Source organism: Afipia sp. OHSU_II-C1, from assembly GCF_000497575.1.
Taxonomy (GTDB): domain Bacteria; phylum Pseudomonadota; class Alphaproteobacteria; order Rhizobiales; family Xanthobacteraceae; genus Afipia.
This window is the reverse complement of sequence record NZ_APJI01000016.1, coordinates 106,798-127,936: the sequence shown is the minus strand read 5'-3', so window position 1 is coordinate 127,936 and position 21,139 is coordinate 106,798. Positions and strand designations below refer to the sequence as shown.

At 62.4% G+C, this 21,139-nt stretch carries 26 protein-coding genes; 9 read left to right on the top strand and 17 right to left on the bottom strand.

Annotated elements, in window-relative coordinates; all coding sequences use genetic code 11:
• The first annotated feature begins 35 nt into the window (after positions 1–35).
• Entirely contained in the window at positions 36–1,112 is a 1,077-nt protein-coding gene (locus tag I554_RS0118525; protein ID WP_024574009.1) for an acyltransferase, read from the top strand.
• Between the two features lie 4 nt (positions 1,113–1,116).
• Here I554_RS0118525 and I554_RS0118520 read toward each other — a convergent pair whose 3' ends face one another.
• The 3 genes from I554_RS0118520 to I554_RS27630 form a co-directional block, all read right to left on the bottom strand.
• A complete protein-coding gene (locus I554_RS0118520; RefSeq protein WP_024574008.1) occupies positions 1,117–2,289 on the bottom strand; it encodes a phage portal protein in 1,173 nt (390 codons plus the stop codon).
• Between the two features lie 217 nt (positions 2,290–2,506).
• Positions 2,507–3,775, bottom strand: a complete 1,269-nt coding sequence (locus tag I554_RS0118515) for a terminase family protein (RefSeq protein WP_024574007.1) — start codon at positions 3,773–3,775, stop codon at positions 2,507–2,509.
• Positions 3,762–4,085 (bottom strand): hypothetical protein, encoded by a 324-nt coding sequence (locus tag I554_RS27630; protein ID WP_244432787.1) that lies wholly within the window; start codon positions 4,083–4,085, stop codon positions 3,762–3,764. The genes I554_RS0118515 and I554_RS27630 overlap by 14 nt, the downstream gene beginning before the upstream one ends.
• Before the next feature lie 163 nt (positions 4,086–4,248).
• Here I554_RS27630 and I554_RS27625 point away from each other — a divergent pair, with 163 nt between their 5' ends.
• A complete protein-coding gene (locus I554_RS27625; RefSeq protein ID WP_244432786.1) occupies positions 4,249–4,674 on the top strand; it encodes a hypothetical protein in 426 nt (141 codons plus the stop codon).
• Here I554_RS27625 and I554_RS27355 read toward each other — a convergent pair.
• Together I554_RS27355 and I554_RS0118495 are read right to left on the bottom strand one after the other, a co-directional pair.
• Positions 4,664–4,828, bottom strand: a complete 165-nt coding sequence (locus I554_RS27355; protein ID WP_192817746.1) for a hypothetical protein — start codon at positions 4,826–4,828, stop codon at positions 4,664–4,666. The two genes, I554_RS27625 and I554_RS27355, sit on opposite strands and share 11 nt — an antisense overlap.
• A 206-nt stretch (positions 4,829–5,034) precedes the next feature.
• Positions 5,035–5,412, bottom strand: a complete 378-nt coding sequence (locus I554_RS0118495) for a response regulator (RefSeq protein WP_024574005.1) — start codon at positions 5,410–5,412, stop codon at positions 5,035–5,037.
• Positions 5,413–5,537: 125 nt separating this feature from the next.
• Here I554_RS0118495 and I554_RS0118490 point away from each other — a divergent pair, with 125 nt between their 5' ends.
• Complete coding sequence (locus I554_RS0118490) at positions 5,538–5,723, top strand: hypothetical protein (protein WP_024574004.1); 186 nt, start codon at positions 5,538–5,540, stop codon at positions 5,721–5,723.
• Between the two features lie 138 nt (positions 5,724–5,861).
• Positions 5,862–6,101: a hypothetical protein gene (locus tag I554_RS0118485; protein ID WP_024574003.1), complete on the top strand. Its 240-nt coding sequence runs from the start codon at positions 5,862–5,864 to the stop codon at positions 6,099–6,101.
• 99 nt (positions 6,102–6,200) lie between these two features.
• Here the strand turns inward: I554_RS0118485 and I554_RS0118480 are convergent, their stop codons facing one another.
• The 5 genes from I554_RS0118480 to I554_RS0118460 form a co-directional block, all read right to left on the bottom strand.
• A complete protein-coding gene (locus I554_RS0118480; protein ID WP_244432785.1) occupies positions 6,201–6,917 on the bottom strand; it encodes an RES family NAD+ phosphorylase in 717 nt (238 codons plus the stop codon).
• Positions 6,908–7,306, bottom strand: coding sequence for an MbcA/ParS/Xre antitoxin family protein (locus tag I554_RS0118475; RefSeq protein WP_024574001.1), 399 nt, complete (start codon positions 7,304–7,306; stop codon positions 6,908–6,910). Before I554_RS0118475 ends, I554_RS0118480 begins: the two co-directional genes overlap by 10 nt.
• A 537-nt stretch (positions 7,307–7,843) precedes the next feature.
• Positions 7,844–8,053, bottom strand: coding sequence for a hypothetical protein (locus I554_RS26485; protein WP_034473364.1), 210 nt, complete (start codon positions 8,051–8,053; stop codon positions 7,844–7,846).
• 122 nt (positions 8,054–8,175) lie between these two features.
• The gene (locus tag I554_RS0118465) at positions 8,176–9,771 is read right to left on the bottom strand and encodes an MDR family MFS transporter (protein ID WP_024574000.1); all 1,596 of its coding nucleotides are present in this window, start codon (positions 9,769–9,771) and stop codon (positions 8,176–8,178) included.
• A 199-nt stretch (positions 9,772–9,970) separates the two neighbouring features.
• Complete coding sequence (locus I554_RS0118460; protein WP_024573999.1) at positions 9,971–10,489, bottom strand: YcgN family cysteine cluster protein; 519 nt, start codon at positions 10,487–10,489, stop codon at positions 9,971–9,973.
• A gap of 316 nt (positions 10,490–10,805) precedes the next feature.
• On the opposite strand from I554_RS0118460, the gene I554_RS0118455 reads away from it, so the two are divergent.
• From I554_RS0118455 to I554_RS0118445, 3 genes are read left to right on the top strand one after another with little or no spacing between them, the layout of a single operon-like run.
• Complete coding sequence (locus I554_RS0118455; protein WP_024573998.1) at positions 10,806–13,082, top strand: PBP1A family penicillin-binding protein; 2,277 nt, start codon at positions 10,806–10,808, stop codon at positions 13,080–13,082.
• A 24-nt stretch (positions 13,083–13,106) separates the two neighbouring features.
• Positions 13,107–13,685, top strand: a complete 579-nt coding sequence (locus tag I554_RS0118450) for a DUF1214 domain-containing protein (RefSeq protein ID WP_024573997.1) — start codon at positions 13,107–13,109, stop codon at positions 13,683–13,685.
• Positions 13,682–14,248, top strand: coding sequence for a DUF1254 domain-containing protein (locus I554_RS0118445; protein WP_024573996.1), 567 nt, complete (start codon positions 13,682–13,684; stop codon positions 14,246–14,248). Before I554_RS0118450 ends, I554_RS0118445 begins: the two co-directional genes overlap by 4 nt.
• A gap of 63 nt (positions 14,249–14,311) precedes the next feature.
• Here I554_RS0118445 and I554_RS0118440 read toward each other — a convergent pair whose 3' ends face one another.
• From I554_RS0118440 to I554_RS0118425, 4 genes are all read right to left on the bottom strand, one after another.
• Entirely contained in the window at positions 14,312–14,929 is a 618-nt protein-coding gene (locus I554_RS0118440; protein ID WP_024573995.1) for a TerC family protein, read from the bottom strand.
• A 221-nt stretch (positions 14,930–15,150) separates the two neighbouring features.
• The gene (locus tag I554_RS0118435) at positions 15,151–15,492 is read right to left on the bottom strand and encodes a hypothetical protein (protein ID WP_024573994.1); all 342 of its coding nucleotides are present in this window, start codon (positions 15,490–15,492) and stop codon (positions 15,151–15,153) included.
• Between the two features lie 142 nt (positions 15,493–15,634).
• Positions 15,635–16,363: a hypothetical protein gene (locus I554_RS0118430; RefSeq protein ID WP_024573993.1), complete on the bottom strand. Its 729-nt coding sequence runs from the start codon at positions 16,361–16,363 to the stop codon at positions 15,635–15,637.
• A 63-nt stretch (positions 16,364–16,426) separates the two neighbouring features.
• Positions 16,427–16,633, bottom strand: coding sequence for a hypothetical protein (locus tag I554_RS0118425; protein ID WP_024573992.1), 207 nt, complete (start codon positions 16,631–16,633; stop codon positions 16,427–16,429).
• A gap of 126 nt (positions 16,634–16,759) precedes the next feature.
• Between I554_RS0118425 and I554_RS0118420 the strand changes: the two genes are divergently transcribed.
• Complete coding sequence (locus I554_RS0118420; protein ID WP_024573991.1) at positions 16,760–17,758, top strand: DUF2336 domain-containing protein; 999 nt, start codon at positions 16,760–16,762, stop codon at positions 17,756–17,758.
• Here the strand turns inward: I554_RS0118420 and I554_RS0118415 are convergent.
• A complete protein-coding gene (locus tag I554_RS0118415) occupies positions 17,755–18,102 on the bottom strand; it encodes a DUF1491 family protein (RefSeq protein ID WP_024573990.1) in 348 nt (115 codons plus the stop codon). The genes I554_RS0118420 and I554_RS0118415 overlap by 4 nt on opposite strands.
• Positions 18,103–18,164: 62 nt before the next feature.
• On the opposite strand from I554_RS0118415, the gene I554_RS27350 reads away from it, so the two are divergent.
• The gene (locus I554_RS27350) at positions 18,165–18,323 is read left to right on the top strand and encodes a hypothetical protein (protein ID WP_192817745.1); all 159 of its coding nucleotides are present in this window, start codon (positions 18,165–18,167) and stop codon (positions 18,321–18,323) included.
• A 3-nt stretch (positions 18,324–18,326) separates the two neighbouring features.
• Here the strand turns inward: I554_RS27350 and I554_RS0118410 are convergent, their stop codons facing one another.
• A complete protein-coding gene (locus I554_RS0118410; protein WP_024573989.1) occupies positions 18,327–18,962 on the bottom strand; it encodes a peptidoglycan-binding domain-containing protein in 636 nt (211 codons plus the stop codon).
• Positions 18,955–20,784, bottom strand: coding sequence for an ATP-binding protein (locus tag I554_RS0118405; RefSeq protein ID WP_024573988.1), 1,830 nt, complete (start codon positions 20,782–20,784; stop codon positions 18,955–18,957). Before I554_RS0118405 ends, I554_RS0118410 begins: the two co-directional genes overlap by 8 nt.
• Positions 20,785–21,139: the final 355 nt, after the last annotated feature.

Genomic DNA, 21,139 nt, shown 5'->3' with positions numbered 1-21,139 from the left:
CTCGGATATGGTTTTCCGTCTCACCGGGTTTATCCATGCCGTCCGAAGCCATCGACCTGTCGCGGACCGTATCGCCTGCGGCATCAGCCAGCCGCATTCGCGGCATCGACGGATTGCGCGCGCTCGCCGCGGTCAGTGTTTACCTTCTTCATGCCGGGCTCCCCTTCGCCCAGCGCGGCGGCATTGGCGTCGATGTCTTCTTCGTTATCAGCGGTTTCGTCATCACCCGATCGCTGCTCGCCGAGCATGGCCGCAGCGGTGTGATCGATATCCCCGCCTTCTACCTCCGCCGCGCCGTCCGGTTATGGCCCGCGCTTGCTGTGATGATCCTGACGTTCGTGCTGATCGACTCTTCCCGGATGCCGCTGAAGAACGAGATCCTGCCGTCTCTACTCTATTATTCGAACTGGACACGCGCCTTCGACCTCGGCGGCCCGGTTCTCATGGGACACACATGGACGCTGGCCGTGGAGGAGCAGTTCTATCTGGTCTGGCCTTTCGCCCTGCTCGCCTGTCTGCGCTGGCGGTCGCATGCCGTCACAATTGCGCTCGCGCTCGCGGCCGCGTCGGCGGTCTGGCGTGCGCACCTTCTCCTGAGCGGCCATTCCGAAAACGAAATCTTCCACCGCTTCGATACGCGGTTCGACGGGCTGATGGTCGGCGCAGCATTGGCGTTCGCGAGCATCGGCACGATCAGAGCGATCGGAAGGCTCTTTCCGCTCGCGGCGGTGGTCCTTGCTGCTGCACTCTATAACTATCAGTGGCCGAAGGCCTGGCTCTTCCTTGGCGGCTACCTGCTCGTCGCATGTGCCACGGCGATCGTGCTGGCCAGAGTCATCGCCACTCCCCGAAGCGTGGTCACGCAATGTCTGGAATGGTCTCCACTGGTGTTCTTCGGACGGATCTCTTACGGATTTTATCTGTGGCACCTGCCGGTGCTGCTGACGCTGCCCGGCTTCGGTTTGCCGATCTGGCAAAGAGCGGTGGTCTGCTTTCTCATCACGCTCGGCTTTGCAGTCCTGTCCTGGTTTCTGATCGAGACGCCCGCGAAACGATATTTGTTGCCGCGCTGGGCTGCGGCAGGTAGCAGCCGTCCCGTTCCTGCGGCCTAGCAGGTCATCCCAGCCTGTCTCCATCCGCCACCGGCGCATAGCCGGTCGCTTCGCGTTTTTCGTTGAGCGTCAGGAACGGCGCACTGGCGACGCGATCCCACAGCGCAGCGCGGTCGCTTGCCAGCGCATCGATGCGATCGGTGTCGACAACGATGCGCAGGCTCTCGCCGAACTGCGGCGACAGCCAGTGCGCCAGCGAGCTGCCGACGCGCGAGGCCAGCGGCAAAATCGTCTGCCGCCAGAACACGCGGTTGGCTTCCTGGAAATTCGCATAGGTGTTGTCGCCGGGAATACCGAGCAGCATCGGCGGCACGCCGAAGGCGAGCGCGATCTCGCGCGCGGCGGAATTCTTCGCCTCGAGAAAATCCATGTCCTTCGGCGTCAGCGACATCGCCTTCCAGTCGAGCCCGCCTTCCAGCAGCAGCGGCCGCCCGGCATTCACCGCGCCCTGATAGGTGTCGGTGAGTTCGCGCTTGAGCCGGTCGAACTGCTGATCCGACAGCACCGCCCCTTCCGGCCCGGAGTAAACCAGCGCGCCGGACGGCCGCGCCGCGTTGTCGAGCAGCGCCTTGTTCCATTGCGAGCTGGCATTGTGCGTATCGACTGCGACCGCCGCAGCCTCGACCGGAGCCAATCCATAGTGATCGTCGAGCGGATGAAAGAAGGTCAGATGCAGGATCGGCGGCACGTTCGAGGCAAGCTGATCGAACCGCACGCTGCGTCCCGCGACGCTGTATTCATACGCCTCCGCCCAGCCGTCGTGACCGGGCACCACCTTCATGCGATCGGGCCTCAGCGCGTAAAGCTCGCGCACCTCGTCGCCGAGCGCGACGGCTTCGACATAAGCGTTGCCGGCGAGCAGCATGTGCGCATAGAGCGCCTCGAAGAAACTTGCACCGTCCTGCCGCGCGTTCGGCCTGGTCAGCAGTTGCAGCAGCGGATGCGCGTCACGCTCCTGCGCGCCGTCATACAAAAGGAAGCCGCACGACGCGGCGTTCTCCGCGATCAGCCGCACCGCGCGATGCACGATGGCATTGGCGAGATACCCCTCGCGCGCCAGCGCCGCGTAATCGCGCGGCGTCCATCGTGCCCGCCCGCCGGACTCGAACGCCAGCACCTGCGACGTGCGCGAGGCCTTGGCTTCGGGCGCGCGGAAGAGGTTTTTGAAGTTGAGCATGGATGTCCTTTCTCTCAGGAGGCAGAGAGAACGTCGGGGCAAGCATCATCATCAGGGTCGTCCCCGCGAAAGCGGGGACCCATACTCCCTGAATTATCGTTATGAACGCTGCTGTGTCGGCAAGGCCGCTATCTCCACGCCGTTCCAGTTGTTATGGGTCCCCGCTTTCGCGGGGACGACATCGTGAAAAATTGCCAGGCCGCGCATAACAGCTAACCTACAACCCCCGTACCCTCGGCTGCGCCCGCGTCGTGAACGTCAGCGACGCGATCGCCCAAACCAGCGCATCGAGCCGGTCCGGCGAGCGGCCCGACGACAGGCCCGAGGGTCCGAAGTCGCACATCTCGTCTTCAAGTGCGGGGAAACTCCCCGCATGCCTGACGCGGCCCTGCTCATAGAGGGTCGCCACTGGCTCCGCGCGCAGATATTTTCCGCGATGCGCACGCACGGACACCACCGGCACGCTCGCATCCACCTCATTGATGACGCTTTTCACCATCTCCCCGCCCTGATTGGTCTCCGCGACAAGTGCATCGGCCTCGAGCCGGCGCCACAGGGCAATGGCCTTTGCGGCCCAGACCGCAGGCGTTGCGTGCGACACGGTTTCATCAGCGATCACATGGATCGCGCCCTCGCTTGTGATGCCCGCCGCGACGATGCCGCACGCATCCGCGCGCTTGCCGGATGAGGCCGGCGGGTCGACCGCAACGACAATACGCGCCAGCGGCGGCGCGTCGCTTACGCGGCAACTCTCGATCAGCGCGCGCGACCACAGCGCATCGGGCCGGTCCTCGATGATCTCGCCATCCAGTTCCTGCCGCCCGAGCCGCGTATCCTTGTAGCGCGCGAGCACGCTTTTCAGGAACGTTGGCGCAAGATGCCAGGCGTTGGCCTGCGTCGCCGCGCGCGTGACGACACTGGTCGGCTCCAGCATCAGCCGTTTGATCAGCGCGGTCGGCCGCGGCGTGGTCGTGATCAGTTGCCGCGGTTGCGCGCCGAGGCGCAGGCCGAACTGCAGCATGTCGAAGGTGGCCTGCGCGTAACGCCACTTCGCCATTTCGTCGGACCAGGCGCAGCCGAACTGCGGCCCGCGCAGACTTTCCGGATCTTCCGCCGAGAAGGCATAGGCCACCGCGCCATTGCTCCACTCGAGTCGGCGCCGCGACGACGTCCAGACCGGGCGCTCATCGCGCGGGTGCACGGCGAGCAGCCCCGAAATTCCCTCCACCATCACTTCACGAACATCATGCTCGGTCTCCCCAACCAGCGCGATGTTCCGAACCGGCGCATCGGCCAGCGGCGGAAGCCCGAGCGCCTGCGCCCTCACCCATTCCGCCCCCGCGCGGGTCTTGCCCGCGCCGCGTCCGCCGATCAGCAGCCATGTCAGCCATGGCTGGCCGTTCGGCGCCAATGACGGCGGCACCTGATGCTCATGCGCGAAGATATCCCAGCGCGACAGCACCAGCTCTATCTCAGCCCGGCTCATCCCCTTGATCAGAAACCGGCGCTGCGCTTTGGACCAGCCCTTCCAGGCGTCGCGAAAGCTCGCGGCGGAATTCGTCGAGGTCTCGGGGAACGGCGTCGTCATCGGCGGCTTTCGTAGTGTCGTCTCCTGCCCCGCGCTCCTGATCGCGAAGCCGCATCACTTCCTTCAGCGTGCGCGCCAGCGAGGCCAGCACGCGGGCGCGGCTTTCGGTCTCGATGCGCTGCGCCGGATACAGCCGCGACGGGTTACCCACGATGCGCTCGATCTTCGACAGTTCGCGTTCGATCGCGTTGCTCACGCGCTCAACCATGGACCCCGCCGGCGTCTCGCCCGGCGGCGGAACGGCGGCGATGTCGGTAGCCGTCTGCTTTCTGGGCTTGGGGCGCGTTGTCCGCCGTGCGCTGCGCGCCGCGATCGCCTCGTTCGCGGCATGATCGTGCGGATCGGCGACAAGATTGCCGGGATGTTCGTGAGTGACTCTCGCACGCGGACGCTTTTCCTTTTCAGGCTTCGCCGCGATGGGCTTCTTTGCAGTCTTCGCGGCAATGTTTCCGGCGCTGGTCGTTTTGACAGGCGCCTTCTTGACCGCAGTTTTCCTGGCAGTTGTCTTGGCAGTTGTCTTGGCAGTTGTCTTGGCAGTTGTCCTGGCCGTCTTCTTCACAACCGTCTTGCGTCCAGCCTTCTTCGCCGCCGGCCGCTTGACCGGGGGTGAGAAAGGCTTTTTCCGCATTGTGAAAGCTCTCGCACTGAAACGAAAACGCCGCGCTCAAGGCGCGGCGATCAACCAGATTATTGCTGTCATTGCCGGGCTCGACCCGGCAATCCATCTGCTTGAGGAAGCTTTCCGGCGCATGACACTTCGAGCATCACGCGATCTGTTCAGCGTGCCTACGTCCTGAAGAAGACGAACCAGATAATCGCCAGTACGAAGACAGCAGCGATGGTGCTGACGGTCAGCAGCGCCAGGATCGACGGCCCCGGCTCCGCCTGCCGCGCTTCGGTGGGCGTTTCGACAATCCGGCGATGGCCTTCTGCGTGTTCGACTTTTGCCATTGCGTCCTCATTCACTGAATGCGCGAAACAGCCCGCGCATCATATGAAGGGCAACGCCCGATGGCAGACGAGGTTCCTGATCGAACCGACGCCGCCGCGTGCATGTCTCTCGGGCACAACTCTGGAGCATGCCAGAACCCTACTGCGGCAGCGTGACGCTGTCAAGGACTATTTTCCTAGAATCAATCCTGCTTAAATCCGGTCCGTCAGTGCACCGTGTGCCGCTGGCGCGAAATCTCGGCCTGCCGCAAAATTTCAAGCGGCAGCCATGGCTTTTGCATGAACATCGCGTTGTCGGGGACCTCCTCGATGGCCTGCTCCGATGTCACGATGACATCGATATGCGGAAACCGCTCCATCGCGATCCAGGCCAGTTCGACTCCCGACATCTCGCCGTGAAGATCCGCGTTGGTGAACATCAGCATCAGGTCACCGCCGGTTTGTTCAAGCACGGCAGCGGCCGCCTCAGCGCTCCTGCACTGAATGACGTTGAGGTCGCTCTCTTCGAAAATCAGGCTGACGAGTTCCCGCTGCAGCTGGTCGTCTTCGACAACCAGCACAGTCTGTTTCAGAGCGTGTCCCATGGGTCTCCCCTTTCCATGAAGAAAGGCAATGCACAAAGGCGGGAGAAGTTCGCCTGGTGCTGAGGAACCAAATGAGCAATGTCACGTTTTCCTTCGCGAAACGAGCTACACCATCGAGGTACATCGTGAAGCAAACTGTCGACCGCGTGATGAAGGCGTTCGCACAAAAGCACAAGGCGATGACGCCCGAACAGGAGCGCCGCGTCCGCGACGAGGTTTCTGATTTCGTTGCAGAACTTCTGGAGAAACGCGCGGCGCAACTCACCAAATTCGGCAATGCGCGGCTGCGGGAAACCGAGCCGCATATTTAATTCTCATTCGACAGAAGCTGCCGCAAAACTGCATGACCCGCCTGACCGAGGCGGATTTTTCATTGCCGAATTGGAACTCCGCCGGAGGAACCGGAACCCTCGAAGGCCGTTTCCACCTCACAGTGTGGAGACCCGATCATGACAGCTCAAGAGCATGTTCTCGACGCGGTTCTACGGGCACAGGGCGTTCTGGCCGACTATATCGAACCAGGCCCACGCGACTGTGCCCAGACGCTTACCAAGCTTTACGCGATCTTCGCTGACGACAGGCTGACCAACGCCGTCAACATTCTGAATCTGGAAGCAGTTCACGCGGCGATGGCGTCGGATACGTCCAAGCACATATCCGCCTCTCCTCCTCGTCGAACCAGCAGTTGACGCGACCGCCATTCGTATGGCGCGCCGCTCCTGCGGCAACATTGTATGGATAGCGATGATCAATCTGGATCGTGGTGGCTCGCGACACGATCGGTAGCGCTAAAACGCGCTCACCCACCTCTCCTCCTTGTAATCGAACCACCGGCTGAAGCGGCTGCCGTCCCATTCGTACTGCAGGTGCCGTTCCTGCACAGGCACGCCCGCCACGTCCGGCCAGAACGCGGCAATGCACGAGCCCCCCTTGTCCCGCACGCTCGGATAAACGATGCCGTCGCTGCCGCTCTCGCGCAGGTTCGCCGCGAACGGCCGGCTGTGCGCGTAGCTCTCGCGATCCATGACCAGCCGGCTCGACTTGTCATCGAGCTTGGACACATCATGCAGCGTTGCGCTTACATGTCCGAGCAGCACGCGCATGTCTTCCCGGCGCGGCGGGTCGTTGGAATCCGCCGCGAAGCGCGCGAAGTGATAGCCGGTTTCCTTCACGGCCGTCTGCAATGTGCGGGCGGCGTAATAGACGCCATAGCTGCCGTCCGAAAACCGCGAGCCGTTGCGGTTTACATGGGTGAACGGCGCCATCACCCACGATGCGTTCGGCCCGGTCACGCGCCGCTCCGGCGGCACCAGCGCGATCTCGCCTGTCTCATCACGCACGCGCGGGTTGGTCGCCTGCTCAAGGTCAATCAGCACATCCCACACGGCAGGATCATCCGAGACGCGCTCGAACAGCGCAATCGGCGGATAGCGCGAGGCAATGATGCGCCACGCTTCGCGCCAGCGCACCCGCGTCGTGTCAGGCGCTTTTGCCGTCACGACCACGGCGCGCGCGCGGCATCGACATAGGCGCGCACAGCGGCGAGATCGGTGACATCGCCTGCGGTCATCCGCGCCAGCGGAGTCTGTCCCGCAAAGGCACGGTTCGGGCGCAGCACCCAGCCGTCGGCGAGCACGGCATCGGAATAGACGATCTGCAGCGCCTTCCAGATGCCCGCCACATAACCGATCCGGCGCAGTGTATCGTCCGGCAGGCGCGCAGCCTTGCCGCTCTTCCATTGAAAGAACGTGCGCTCCGCGGGGTTGCCTAGGATGCGCCGCGCGTCGCTGTTGCCGACGCCCCAGCGGGCCATGATGCGGAAGAAACCTTCCAGCGCGAGGCCGTGACGGTCGGCAGGAATAAGTTCCGATGCTTTCTGCAGATTTGCAGACATATGCCTATCCTCTGCGATACTGCATAAGATAGGAACCCCGCCGGCGCGCGTCAACGGCGTTCAAACCCCTGCCGGGGGCCGAAACACAATTCTGGAGCATGGACCGACCCTAACCCGGCAGCGTCACGCTGTCAAGGATTTATTTCCTAGAAACTCAAGGTACCGCTGGAACAAGGGCCGCCGCCCATAAAGCGGCGCGCCATTTGGCCTATTCCTCATCCAGCACGACGGCCTCGGTTCGGGTGTAGCCGCACAGGGTACAGAAATAGACGGCACGATCTGTCGTGCCGCCTCCGCGCGTCCGAAGCGCCAGTCCCTGGATTTCCATGGGATAGCCTTTGCAATTGGGGCATCCCACCACCGGAGGTAGCGCTGGCTTTGTTTCGAAGTGACGATCCGTTTTCATCCCATCATCCTTTGGCAACAGCCATGGGAATTCTGATCGCTCAAACTTGCGTGACCGGGTTTTGTTCCTTGATTGCCAGGCACTTCGTTCGGAACATCTGGATGCGCGTGTAGCCGCTGGCATCGACAGGCTTACGATGCGGCACAAAGTCCCGCCGCAACCCGTTGCCGGATTCGCGCGTCGCAGTAACTGTTGCAGATGGACCCGTTGAGCCGGGTGCATTTCGCCATGCATGCCTGATAGGTGCAGGTCACACCCACGGGTTGAGAGGCGGCCGCCGTCCCCGGCAACGATGTTGCGGTTGCGATCAGATGAACGATGAGCCAGGCGGCGTTGAGCATGCAACCCTCCTCGGAGAGTGCAGCACGACGCGGCAGACCGCGCAACACCGCCCTCAGGGTCCGCCTTATGCGCCGAAGTTCGTCACCGTTTCGCCTTTTCGCGCGAACGATCGGATCCTGCCCTATTCCGCCATCTCGGCAGGAGCCTGTTGCGGCCCGGCCAGCGGGCGCTCTTCCATCAGGATCACGAGAGTCGCAGCGGTCGTCAGCAGCACGGCCGCCGCGGCGAACACGTAACGGAACGCGACGATCATGTCGCTCGCAGCAATCGCATGCCGGGAGCCGATCTGATGCTCCGCGCCGATGGTGAGATTTCCCCCGAGCACCATCAGCAGGATCGCAGTGAACACCGCAACGGTGAACGACGCCATCAGCGAGCGGAAGAAATTCATCGCGCCCGTCGCGGTGCCGACCTGCATGCGCGGCACGGCATTCTGGATCGACACCACGCTGACTGGAAACACCGTGCCGAGACCGACCGCCATCAACGACAGCGCCGCAAGCAGTTGCCACAGCGGCAGCGGCGTTGCCAGCGCGAGCGCGGTCGCGGCACAAGCCGCGAGCGATACGCCCCCGATAGCCGCGCGCTTGTAGTGTCTGGTGAACATCATTGCGCGGCCCGCCGCCCATGCGCCGAGCACCGACACCGCGACCAGCGGAATCAAAGCGAGTCCCGCTTCACTCGCAGAGAGGCCGTACACCACCTCGTAGTACAGCGGCATATGCACCGTGAGGCCGATCATCGTGCCGATGGCGCAGCCGCCTGCGGCCATCGCGAACGGCACCACCGATCCCGACAGCAATGGAATCGGCAGGAACGGTTCACTGGTGCGCTTCGCATGCCACACGAATGCGACGCCGAGAAACAACGCGGACCCGATCATCGCAAGGATCGCAGGCGACGCCCACGCGAAGCGGTTGCCGCCCCATGTCAGCACCAGCATCACGATCACGGCGGACGCCATCAGCAGCACGCCGCCAAGCCAGTCGACCTTTCGCCTGCGGTGGAACACCGGAATCTTTTTCATCTTCGGCAGCAGCAGCGCCAGCGAGAGCGCGCCGAGTGGCAGGTTGATCCAGAAGATCACCGACCAGTGCAGATGTTCGGCGAACAACCCGCCGAGCACCGGGCCACCGATGCCGGCGGCAACCCACACCGACGAGAAATAGGCCTGGTACTGGCCGCGTTCGCGCGGCGTCACCACATCGGAGATCACGGTTTGCACGAGCGGCAGGATGCCGCCGCCGCCGATGCCCTGAAGGGCGCGGGCGAGAATCAACGTGAGCATGTTCGGCGCGATCGCGCACAGCACCGAGCCGAGCAGGAACAGCGCCAGCGAAACGATAATCATCGCGCGGCGGCCGTAGATGTCGCTCAGCGTGCCATAGACCGGCGCGACCGCGGTCCCCGACAACAGATACGCGGTAATGACCCAGGACAGATTGCTGACGTCGCCGAACTGGCGGCCGATGGTCGGCAGCGCGGTCGCGACAATGGTCTGGTCGAGTGCGGTCAGGAACATCGTGAGCATCAGGCTCAGCAGGATGGTCCGCACTTCGCTTTTCGAGAGCGGCGGCGCCGGCACGATCGGCGGCGCTTCAGTAAGATCGATCACTTCGGTGGCGATGTTTGCAACGTCATCAGGTGAATCCAGCGCCTGAGCTTCGTCGGCCGAGTCACTGGCCATGTCGCCGCGCTGTCGATGTGTCTCGGTCATGAGTCTGGACGGGGTCCGGAAAATGCTTCTGCGGAAGGATCAAGTCGCAAATGACTTGAACTCGAAATGTACGGAATGAGGTCAGCTTTATCCTGTTTCGCATCCCTTCATAACCGGCAACGCCGCATGGGTGTACCGCGCGGAAAGGCCATCACGTGGCCGTTATCCGAGCGGAACGCGGTCTTGATCGAGGAATGGATTACTTGGACGCGGGTCGCTTTTTGAGCCGGGCGCGCCTTGGAATCACGCCGGGCCACTGCACGATGTGCTCCTCGAGGTCGGCGTCCTCGATCTCGTCCTCGGTGCCCCAGACCCTGCCCTGCACCGAAACGCCGGCCTCGTGGACGGTGTTGGGATCGCCGGAAATCAGCGGATGCCACCAGTACAGATCGCGGCCCTCCGCCACGAGCTTGTACCCGCAACTCGGCGGCAGCCAATTCAACGTCCGGACGTTCTCCGGCGTCAGCCGCACGCAATCGGATACTTTGGCCGACCGGTTGGGATAATCTTTGCAGGCACAAAGCCCGGCATCGAGCAGCGAGCAGGAGATATGGGTGAAGTAGATCTTGCCCGTATCCTCGTCTTCCAGCTTTTCCAGGCAGCAGCGCGCGCAGCCATCGCACAGGCTCTCCCACTCGCTGTCGGACATCTCCTCCAACGTCTTGGTTTTCCAGAAAGATTCCCTCTGGGTCGAGGGCGGCCGAGGCCGGGCTGTCATGGCTTTGAACCTGTTGGGATATTAAAGCGTCCTTACGCTAATATGGTGCTTTATGAGCCTTGGCGGCTGTTGCGCAAGCGGCAAGGTGCCGGTCGATGTTTCCGGCGCTAAAAAGCGTGGGCAGCATTCACCGTCATCATTAAAAAACCAACGCGGCCATTGGTTTATGGTTCATGGTCGGCTAGAAGATGGCGGATTCCCGCTGGCAAAATCGGCTCTCCTAGCGCCTTGGGGATGCCGCAAATAGATCAGCATCGTCTGACCAGCGATTTTCTCAGGCTGCGACTCGGTCGCCGCGTCATTTTCAAGGGTTCCGGTGCGCCAGATCGTACCCAGCGAGTGGAAGAAATGGTTCCGGCATTTCCTGCTGGACCTCGACGCGCGAATTGATTCATCGCTATTTAATTCGGCTGTCGGCCTGCGCGAGCTCTGGGAGCGCTATTCCACCTTCATGGATCGCTTCTATGTCGGCCGCTGGAAGCGCTGGGTTTTCATCGAGCCGCTTTCCGAAGGCGCAACAATCGGCCTCGCCGGCCTCGTTCTGATGCTCGCGCTAGCTATCCCGGCTTTTCGCGAAACTTCCGATGATGACTGGCTGAAAAAATCCGATCTCGCTGTGACCTTCCTCGATCGCTACGGCAATCCGATCGGCAGCCGCGGCATCAAGCACAACGATTCGATTCCGCTCGAAGATTTCCCCGACAACCTGATCAAGGCCACCCTCGCCACCGAGGACCGCCGCTTCTACGATCACTTCGGCATCGATGTGGCCGGCACGGCGCGCGCTCTTATGACCAACGCGCAGGCGGGCGGTGTGCGCCAAGGCGGCTCGTCAATCACACAGCAGCTTGCGAAGAACCTGTTCCTCAACAACGAGCGCACCATCGAGCGCAAGGTGAAGGAAGCGTTCCTCGCCATCTGGCTTGAAACACGGCTGACCAAGAACGAAATCCTGAAGCTCTATCTCGACCGCGCCTATATGGGCGGCGGCACCTTCGGCGTCGACGGCGCCGCGCACTTCTATTTCAACAAGTCCGCACGCGATGTGAATCTCGCAGAAGCCGCCATGCTCGCCGGCCTGTTCAAGGCGCCGACCAAATACGCGCCGCACATTAACCTGCCCGCAGCCCGCGCCCGCGCCAACGTCGTGCTCGACAATCTGGTCGACGCCGGTTTCATGACCGAGGGCCAGGTATTCGGCGCACGCCGCAATCCCGCCAACGCCGTCGACCGGCGTGACGAGAACTCGCCCAACTATTATCTCGACTACGCCTTCGACGAGATGCGCAAGCTCGTCATGACGTTCCCGAAATCCTATGTCGAGCGCGTCTTCGTGGTCCGCACCGCGATCGACATGAATGTGCAGCACGCCGCGGAATCCGCCGTCGAAAATCAGTTGCGCCAGTTCGGCCGCGACTATCACGCGACCCAAGCCGCCGTGGTTCTTGCCGATCTCGACGGCGGCGTGCGCGCCATGGTGGGCGGCCGCGACTACGGAGCCAGCCAGTTCAACCGCGCCGTCGACGCGATGCGCCAGCCTGGCTCCTCGTTCAAGCCTTACGTGTACGCCACTGCGCTGATGAACGGCTTCACGCCAAAATCCATCGTGGTGGACGGCCCGGTTTGTATCGGCAACTGGTGTCCGCAGAACTATGGACGTTCGTATTCGGGCTCAGTGACGCTGACGCAGGCCATCACGCGCTCGATCAACGTTGTGCCCGTCAAGCTGTCGATCGCGATGGGCAAAGGCAGTCCCAATCCACCGAAGGCGGGCCGCGCGAAGATCGTCGAGACGGCGCGCAAGATGGGCATCACGGCTCCCCTCGTCGATACGCCGTCGCTGCCGATCGGCTCGACCGAAGTGAGCGTTGTCGAGCACGCGGTCGCCTACGCCACGTTCCCGAATAAGGGACGCGCGGTAAAGCCGCATTCCGTGCTCGAGGTCCGCACCGGCGCAGGCGATCTGGTCTGGCGCTGGGACCGCGACGGCAAGAAACCGACACAAGCCATTCCTGCATCGGTGGCGGCCGACATGGCGGAAATGATGAGCCACGTTGTCGACGAAGGCACCGCCAGGCGCGCCCAACTCGACGGCATTCCCGCGGCCGGCAAGACCGGCACGACGAACGCGTTCCGCGACGCATGGTTCGTCGGCTACACCGGCAACTTCACTGCGGCCGTATGGTACGGCAACGACGACTACTCATCGACCAATCGCATGACCGGCGGTTCGCTGCCGGCACAGACATGGCACGACGTGATGGTCGTCGCGCACCAGGGCGTTGAGATCAAGGACATCCCCGGCATCGGTGCCGGCAAGAAGCGGCCGGACGCCGTTGCATCGGCAAACGCCAATGCGAAAGCCTCCGAGGTCAATCCCGGCCCTCCTCCAATCCTGACACGGCGCGGCGCGAACATTCTGGTGCGCGTCGAGAAGCTGTTTGACGACGCGGCAAAGACCATCACCGTGCCCGGCAAGACTTCCTCGAACGAAAGCGGGAAGCCCGCGCCGACCTCGAACGTGACCTTCCCGGACAGCTTCGCATCGGCAACCGATCAGCCTGCGGCGGCCCAGCCGCCGCGCAAGAACTAACCGCGTCATGAGTGCGCTTCGATCGTGCGGCTGATCCTTATCACCCTTGTTACGCTGATCATCGCAACCGTCGTCGGCCTCGGCGCGACGTGGACGACGGCGACACGCGGCGTCAACGTCGGTACCATCACGATCGGCGCATGGACCGCCCGCCCCCGGACCGGCACCAGCAGTATCGATCCCTACTCGCGCGCCTCGGTCGCCCGCAGCGGCGAGCTACCGGTCGGCACGGGTGACGGCGTGATGTTCACCGCAAACAAGGATGATGCAGGCCGCGCGCTCGACGGACGATGCGATGTGGTCGTGAAAGGCGTGACGCCCCCGGCGCGTTTCTGGACCATGACGATCTATGATCCCAAGGGCCAGCTCGTCGCCAACTCGCTCCAGCGTTACGGATTCACCAGCCAGGAAATCGTGCGCGCCTCGGATGGCAGCTTCGAGATGCGGGTGACATCGCGCCCGCGCGCCGGCAACTGGCTGCCGACCGGGGGCCTCGACCGGTACATGCTGGTGCTGCGGCTCTATGATACGCCGGTCGGCGTCGGAACACGCACGCAAAAGGATGCGCCGATGCCATCGATCAGCACGGTGAGCTGCCCATGATCCGCTGGCTGTTTGCAATTCTCGGTGGCGTGATCCTGGGCGGCGTGGTTCATCTCGTGAGCGTGCTGGTGCTTCCGCGCGTCGCAACGCTCGATGCATATTCCCGCCTCGCTCCGATCACGAAGCTGAATGCAGTGACGGCGTTGCCGGTGGCTGCGCCGAACAGCGCTCCGATGCCGTTCATGGACCCCGCTTTCGCCAGCGCCGCCTGCCGCTATGACCTTTCCAGTGGTCCGCTCAAACTCACCGTCCCGGTGAGTCAGGCCTATACCTCGGTGTCGTTCTACACCCGCAACGATGTCGCCTATTACGCGATCAACGATCGCTCGGCGGGACGGCGCGTCATCGAGCTCGACCTGATGACGGAGGCACAGCATGCCGAACTGCCGGAAGACGAAGAAGTCACCGCAGCCGACCGCCTGATCATCGACTCACCGACCACAACGGGCCTCATCTTGCTCAAGGCGCTGGCGGCAGAGCCTGGCCTGATGCCACAGGCGCAGGCGTCACTGGCGGCAGCGAAATGCGGCCTGCAAACCGATACACCGCAAGCCAAACGATAGCTTCAGATCTCCGGAACACGCCAACGCCGCCCGCAATGCTGCGAGCGGCGTCGACAGCGCAGTTCACTTCAGATGCGGCCAGATCTCCAGCGCGCCGCGATAGATCATCTCGCCTGCAACATAGAGAATGACCGCGAGGCCGACATAGGCGATCCAGCGATGCTTCTGGAGCAGCTTCGCAATGAACGAAGCAGCAAGCCCCATCAGCGCAATCGACAAGGCGAGGCCGAAAACCAGCACCATGGGATGCTCGCGCGCCGCACCGGCGACCGCGAGCACGTTGTCGAGCGACATCGAGACGTCGGCGACAATGATCTGCCATGTGGCTTGGGCCAGCGTCTTGGTCGGAGCTCCTGAGGTCTCACCATCAGGCGTCACAACGTGCTGTTCATGCCCGGCGCTGAGCTCACGCCACATCTTCCAGCAGACCCACAGCAGCAAGATGCCGCCCGCGAGCAGCAGACCGACAATGGCCAGAAGCTGGGTTGTGAGAGTTGCGAAGACAATTCGCAGGAGTGTCGCGGCGCCAACGCCGATCAGAATTGCCTTGTTGCGCTGCTCTTTTGGCAGACCCGCAGCGGCGAGACCGATGACAATCGCATTGTCACCGGCGAGTACAAGGTCGATGAGGATGACCTGAACAAGTGCAGTCAGGGCTTCTGGGGTGATAAGATCGAACATGAGCCGGGCTTCCCTATTTTGTGGAAGAGCGGCCCCTGTCACAGGCGAATACGACGCGTCACAACAGGCATCACGCACCGATCAGAGATCGGTGGATCATGTTGCCGGACAACAGCCGTATATTCTAAAGGGCCACTCCAATTGAATTCCAGTCCGACATCGCAGCATCAAAGCTGCCAGAGGGGCCCGGCCTGGTCGTCTAACGTCTAAAACATCTCCCGTTACTGTATGTTGCTTCTGCGTTCGAACAGATGCTCGAACAGTTGTGCGACCTGTTCCGGTTCGCCCAGCACTGAGGCTGCGCAACCGGTGATGACAAGGCCGCCGGCGACATCCCAGAGATTCAGATTCTCCGTGTTTTTGTTGGTCCTGATCGAGAGCGCCGTGATCGCGGCGAGAGCTGCGGCCGCGAAAAACAGCACACTGAGCGCCGGAAGCACCAGATGCGGTTCCAGTGCGTAGACAATGAAAAACGCAGGCACAGCAACGGCAAAACTCAGCGCGATCAGAGTTCCAAAAGACTTTCCGAGAAGAAACATTCTTTCGACTGGGGAACCTGTCATTCCATCCCCCATCTTCATGGCAAATCAGTTGGTTCGATGTCTTGGAAAAGCAAACAACCGATTGCAGACGGACTCAACGCGACCATCCGCCGCGTGTCCGAACGACGCGTGTCGGAACGTCGCAGAGATTCCGGATTTTGATTTATCCGCCGACGCGAAGCGCGCGGCCGACGACAGGCGTCGCCTTGATCCAAAGTTCCGATGCGCGCTGGGACAGTTGCGCGATCAGGCGATCGGCATCGGCGGCCATCGGATCAGGTGCGTGAATCACCAGCCGATCCAACGCCCATCGGTACGACGCTACACGCTGTTGCAGACATTGCTGTGCCCACTGCACGACAAGAACGTTCTCGCGCATCCGGGCCTGCGCATCGTCATATTCGCGCGGTGAAATTTCAGAGACGATTCCGAGCGCCTTGTTGCGCTTGATGTCGAGATCGTTGACCTTCAGGGCGACGGGAATGAACTGATCGAGCATCACGCCGTCGTTGCGCACGTCTTCGATCAATCCTGCATAGGCCGCGGTCTGAGACCGGTGCGGCTCATCGATCATGCGCCGGCCATACAGCGTGTGGTCAAAGACGGCCTTTTGATTCCACGGCGCGGGAATCTTCTTGTAGTCGCCGAACACCGCTTTCCAGGCCGGATGCGAATGCGGCGGCTCGATGAAGTAGTAGGCGAGATCGCGCAGCGATCGTTCCAGATCGGTCAACTGGAATTGCGACGGCTGCCCGCCCAGACTTGTGGTGGCTTCGGTGCCGACCCACCTGTGCATGTCTTCATGATAGAAGGTCGAGCGGGTACGGCCGAAATCGTCGCTCGGGCAAGCGAGACTCGCAACGAATGGCAAAAGATAGAGCGGATTACACATCGCGGTCCGGTCTGAAAGCGTTGCTGATCCGGCGTGTTGTCCGCCGGAGAGCCTGACTTGTCTTCAGGAACGCGCCCTGCGCTTGCGGCGGCGTCCCGGAGCCGCTCCCTCCCCCGGCCCGACCCCATCGCTGGTTTCGTCAGCGTAGCGCTCGATCCGGATAGCAGGGAGAATCAGGATCGTTGCCGTTCCCTCGCGCGGGACCATGTTCACGTCCGGCCCGGCGCGCCGCGCCGCTGCATCCGCCGGAAATTCAACAATGATGCCCATATCGATCTCTCCTGACCGCCTGCTTCCTGCGCCGACGGCACCCGGTCATTAAGAGCGGTCATGGTTAATGGCTTGTTAACAGGCACCCGATAACGTCAGGCGCAGACTTAAACCCGCGTATCCGGCATGACGACACTTCCGATGTTTCACGGCTTCGATGGCCTGATGACACTGTCCCGGCGCGAGGGCGTCGACATACGCCCGACGCTGCTTCGCGTGTTGACGGATCTCTATGTCCAGACCTCGGACCATACCCTCGACGAGGAGCGCCAGTTCGCCGAACTCGCCACGCGCCTGATCGACGAGGTGGACGATGCCACCCGCGCGGCTGTGCGCGCACGCCTTGCGATCTATCCCAACACGCCGCGTGAGATCGCCTGGAAGCTGCAACTGAAACACACGACCGGAAATCGCCAGCCGGTCGCGCCGGACGACGAGCATATCCTTGACGACACGCTTGAAGCCGACCCTGCGGCAGATATCGAAATCGTATCAGAGCCCGAAGCTCCGCTCGCTCCCGTCATGCCTGCGCCGACCATGTCGATGCAGCCCGACGATGCAGCAGAACTGATCGAGATGTTTCTGTCCGCAGACAAGAGCCGCCGCGCCCAATTGCTGCGTGGTCTCACCGAGACACCGCTGAAACCGTCCACCCAGGTCGATCCGCGCCGCGCCGCGCGCGCGGTCATCTCGCTCGAGCAGGCCGCGCTGGCGGCCGACCCAGCAGGATTCGCGGCCGAACTCGCTGATGCGCTGATCCTGACATCGAAGGTTGCGACCCAGATCGTCAACGAACCGGGCGGAGAACCGCTCGCCTGCGCGCTCAAGGCCCTCGGCATGCCGGGCGAGTCGTATCAGCGCGTGCTGTTGTTCCTGAATCCGTCGCTCGGCGCATCGGTGATGGACGTCTACCGGCTGGCGCGGCTCTATGAGGTGATCGAACTGCGAACCGCCCTGATCATGCTTGCCGCATGGCGTGGCTCGGCGCTCGCTGCCACCCGCGCGAAATACCGCCCTGCTCTCTACGATGACGAGCGTCAGCGCGCCCGTTCAACGCCCGCGCAATCGCGCCCGGTGGCCCAGCCCGGCACGCACATCACAACCCGGAACACCTCGCGCGGCTAGGCTTTGGCCAGATCGAGGAAGTGCCGTCCTTCCCTGTCCTCAATTTCGACAATCCAGACATCTGGATCGAAACCAATTTCCTTCGCAAGACGCGATTCGACCACCTGCTCGTCAACGGCCTGCGCCGGTGACTGGATGAAGACTCGCTCGGCAGGCCGGCTGTCGTCATAAGCGGTCTGCGGGGCCGGAACGAACAGCATGGCCGTGCCATCCATCAAGGCGATCTTGACGAAGACCGCGCCCGCCTCTTCCGCGCCGCGGCGGCGGACGGCACCGAACATGCCGGCACCCTGGCATCGCCGCAGATAGCCCGCGACCCAGATCGATGATTTTAGACGGGACATGGAGATTTGAACCGATCAGGCGAATGGAAAGACGAGCAGGTGCTACCATAGTCCGAGCCCCGATGTTTACAGCCTTTCTCGAATTCCTGCCCTATGTGCTCGGTGGTGCACTGTGCCTTTTTGTGCTGGCAGCATTCTGGCGCGGATTGACGCTGCCTCCGCACAAGGAAGGGCATCGCCTGCGCCAATCAATCCATTGGTGGTATGGGCCGCGCGACTGACTCTTATTCGATCGGCCGTCCCGTCAGAACCGTCAGATCGCGGATCAGACGGTCGGACAACTGGCCGGTGACCGGCATCTTGCGGTCCCGTTCGAATTTCTGGATCGCGGCCTGCGTATCCGTGCCGACAACGCCAGTGGGCTTGAGCTGGCCATAGCCATACTCGGTCAGGGCACGCTGAACGGCAGCTATGCGCCGGGTCGACACGATCAGATCGCCGACCGGATCACTCTTTGCAGCGTGAACGGGGGCCGATGGCCGCGGCGCAGCGGCTGTTGCAGCCTGCTTCGCCGGTACCGGCGTTGCTGATTCCACGGGCTTCTCGACAACGCGCGGCTCAGCTTCAGCCGGACGGACGCGCGGCAATGGCGCGGAAGCCGGAGCAACGGCCGGCAGCGACGACACCGAAGCCGTGCTGAACATCGGCGATGGATGCCGCCCGGCCTGCAGGAACATTGCATTGGTGACGATCGCGATGACAGCCGCGAGCGCCGCCGTTGCCGCCAGCGTATCCTTCGGGCTGTGCAACAAAACGCGCATGATCAGGCCTCGTTCCGGCTCTGCCTCGACCGCAGCAACTGCGGCAGCGCGACGGCGGCGGCGTGGTTTCTCGTCATCTTCTGCGATCTGTCTAGGCACTTTTCTTCACCTGATAATCTTGAGGTTCCGCGCGCACGGGCGCGAGCTTTGCAACGTTGCTGGATTTCTCGGCCGGCGGCGAAAACACCATCGGCAGCGCGACCGTCACCGTCGTACCCTCATCGATCTGGCTCTGCACGATCATTTCACCGCCATGCATCGCAACCAGGCTCTTGACGATGGAGAGCCCGAGACCGGTGCCTTCGTGGCGGCGCTGGTAGGTTTTCCCGGCCTGGAAGAACGGATCGCCGATCCGCTTCAGATCCTCGGCGCCAATTCCGACACCGCTGTCGATCACGCGAACCAGCAGGCGCGATCCTTCGATCGCCGCGGTGACGGTGACCGTACCGCCGCGCTCGGAGAACTTGATCGCGTTGGACAGCAGATTCAGGATCATCTGCTTGAAGGCACGCGGATCGCCGGTGATCTGCGGTAAGTCGGCCGGCGCTCGCGTCACGACATCAATGCCGTTTTCGCGCGCCTTCAGGACCATCAGGTTGCAGCAGCTGATCAGGGACTCGCGCGGTGAGAACAGCTCGGGAAGAATCTCGAAGTTGCCGCTTTCCATCTTCGACATATCGAGGATGCCGTTGACCACCGACAGCAGATGCAGACCCGATTCATTGATCAGCTTGGCGTATTCCTGCCGCCGCGCTGCGTCGATCATCATCTCGTTCTCACGGACGATCATCTCCGAAAATCCGATGATGGCATTCAGCGGGGTACGCAGTTCATGGCTCATCGTGGCGAGGAAGCGCGACTTGGAGGCTCCTGCGCGCTCCGCTTCCATGTGAGCGTTTTCCAGCGCCTGCTCCTGAAGCTTGCGCTCAGTCACATCGCGCATCACCGCGACAACTTCGACGCCAGGATCGGCGAGCGACTGCGACACCGCATCGATCGGCCGGCAACGCATTTCGATCCAGATGAATTCGGCGGCCGCTGTACGCTCGTGTTCGGAACTGCGGGCAGCATCCCGCTTCACACGAAACTCGACGCTGCGCTCGTCGCCGCTGCGCGCGGCCTCCGAGAGAGCGGTCAGATAGGCCGGCCGGTCGGCGACATGGACCCTGTCGAACAGGCCATGTTCGTGAAGCAGCGCTGCCGGTGTGCCAAGCAGGGTTTCCGCCGCCGGGGAAATGAACCGGATCGCGCCGTTGCGGCTGTGCCGGGAAATCACGTCGCTGATGTTGTGCGCAAGCAGCCGATAGCGCTCCTCTTCGACCATCAGAAGCTTTCTGCTCATCCGGGCCAGCGATTCCGCGCTGAACGCGAGAGCCGATGCATAGATCGTCGCCGAAGCAATCCCGAGAGCCTCGAACAGCGAACTGTAGGACGCAGGCACCCTCGAAGCCGGAAGGACGCCGAAAGCGTCGATCATGACAAGGCCCAGCGCGCAGCCGAGCGCCAGCGCCACCGCGATGATAACGGCGCGCCGCGAGGCGGACAGCGCCGCGTCGAGCGGAACGGCCACGAGCCAGATTGCCGCGAAAGACGAAATTCCTCCGGTATTGACGCAGACCGCCATGACCACCGCCGCCAGCGCGGTCGACGACAGAATATGCGCGCGCTCATAATGGCCGGTGCGCGACAGATAGTATGAGACGAGAATGGGCGCGATCAGCCATGCGAATACCATGACCTCGACTTCCTGCGGAGCGCCGCGAATCGCAAGATAAAGCGGAAGCGATGCAAGTGCCGCGAGGCCGCCCAGCAGCCGCGGCCCGATGAAGGCGCGGTGGCGGGCTTTCGTCATCAGATCCCGCCGCGCTGATGGATGCAGCAGCGAGTCCAGATGATCGCGTATGATGCCGGACAATCTCACGTTGTTCTCACCGTTCGGCCGGTCGTCGTCTTGACGGCCGGAACGCCCCCGTTTTTCGTTTGGCGGATCGTGTCAGAGTGAACTTAAGCGAACGCTAAGGCGCGCATCCGATTGCAAGTTACGTCGGCTGGATGCGCTGTTTTCACCGATAATCGGCGGTTTCATCCGGTCGAATGGTGAACGCGAAGTTTCCATGCCGCGCCGTTATGGTTTCGAAATCGTGCACGGCGCGCGGACATGCCTGCGCGTATCGAAGCAAAATGCCGCCGTATCAATCGAAAATTTACGCCAAATCAAACCATTCAAATTTTAGACAGCGCAAGAACCGGAGATTTATCCGCGTCTGATACGACGC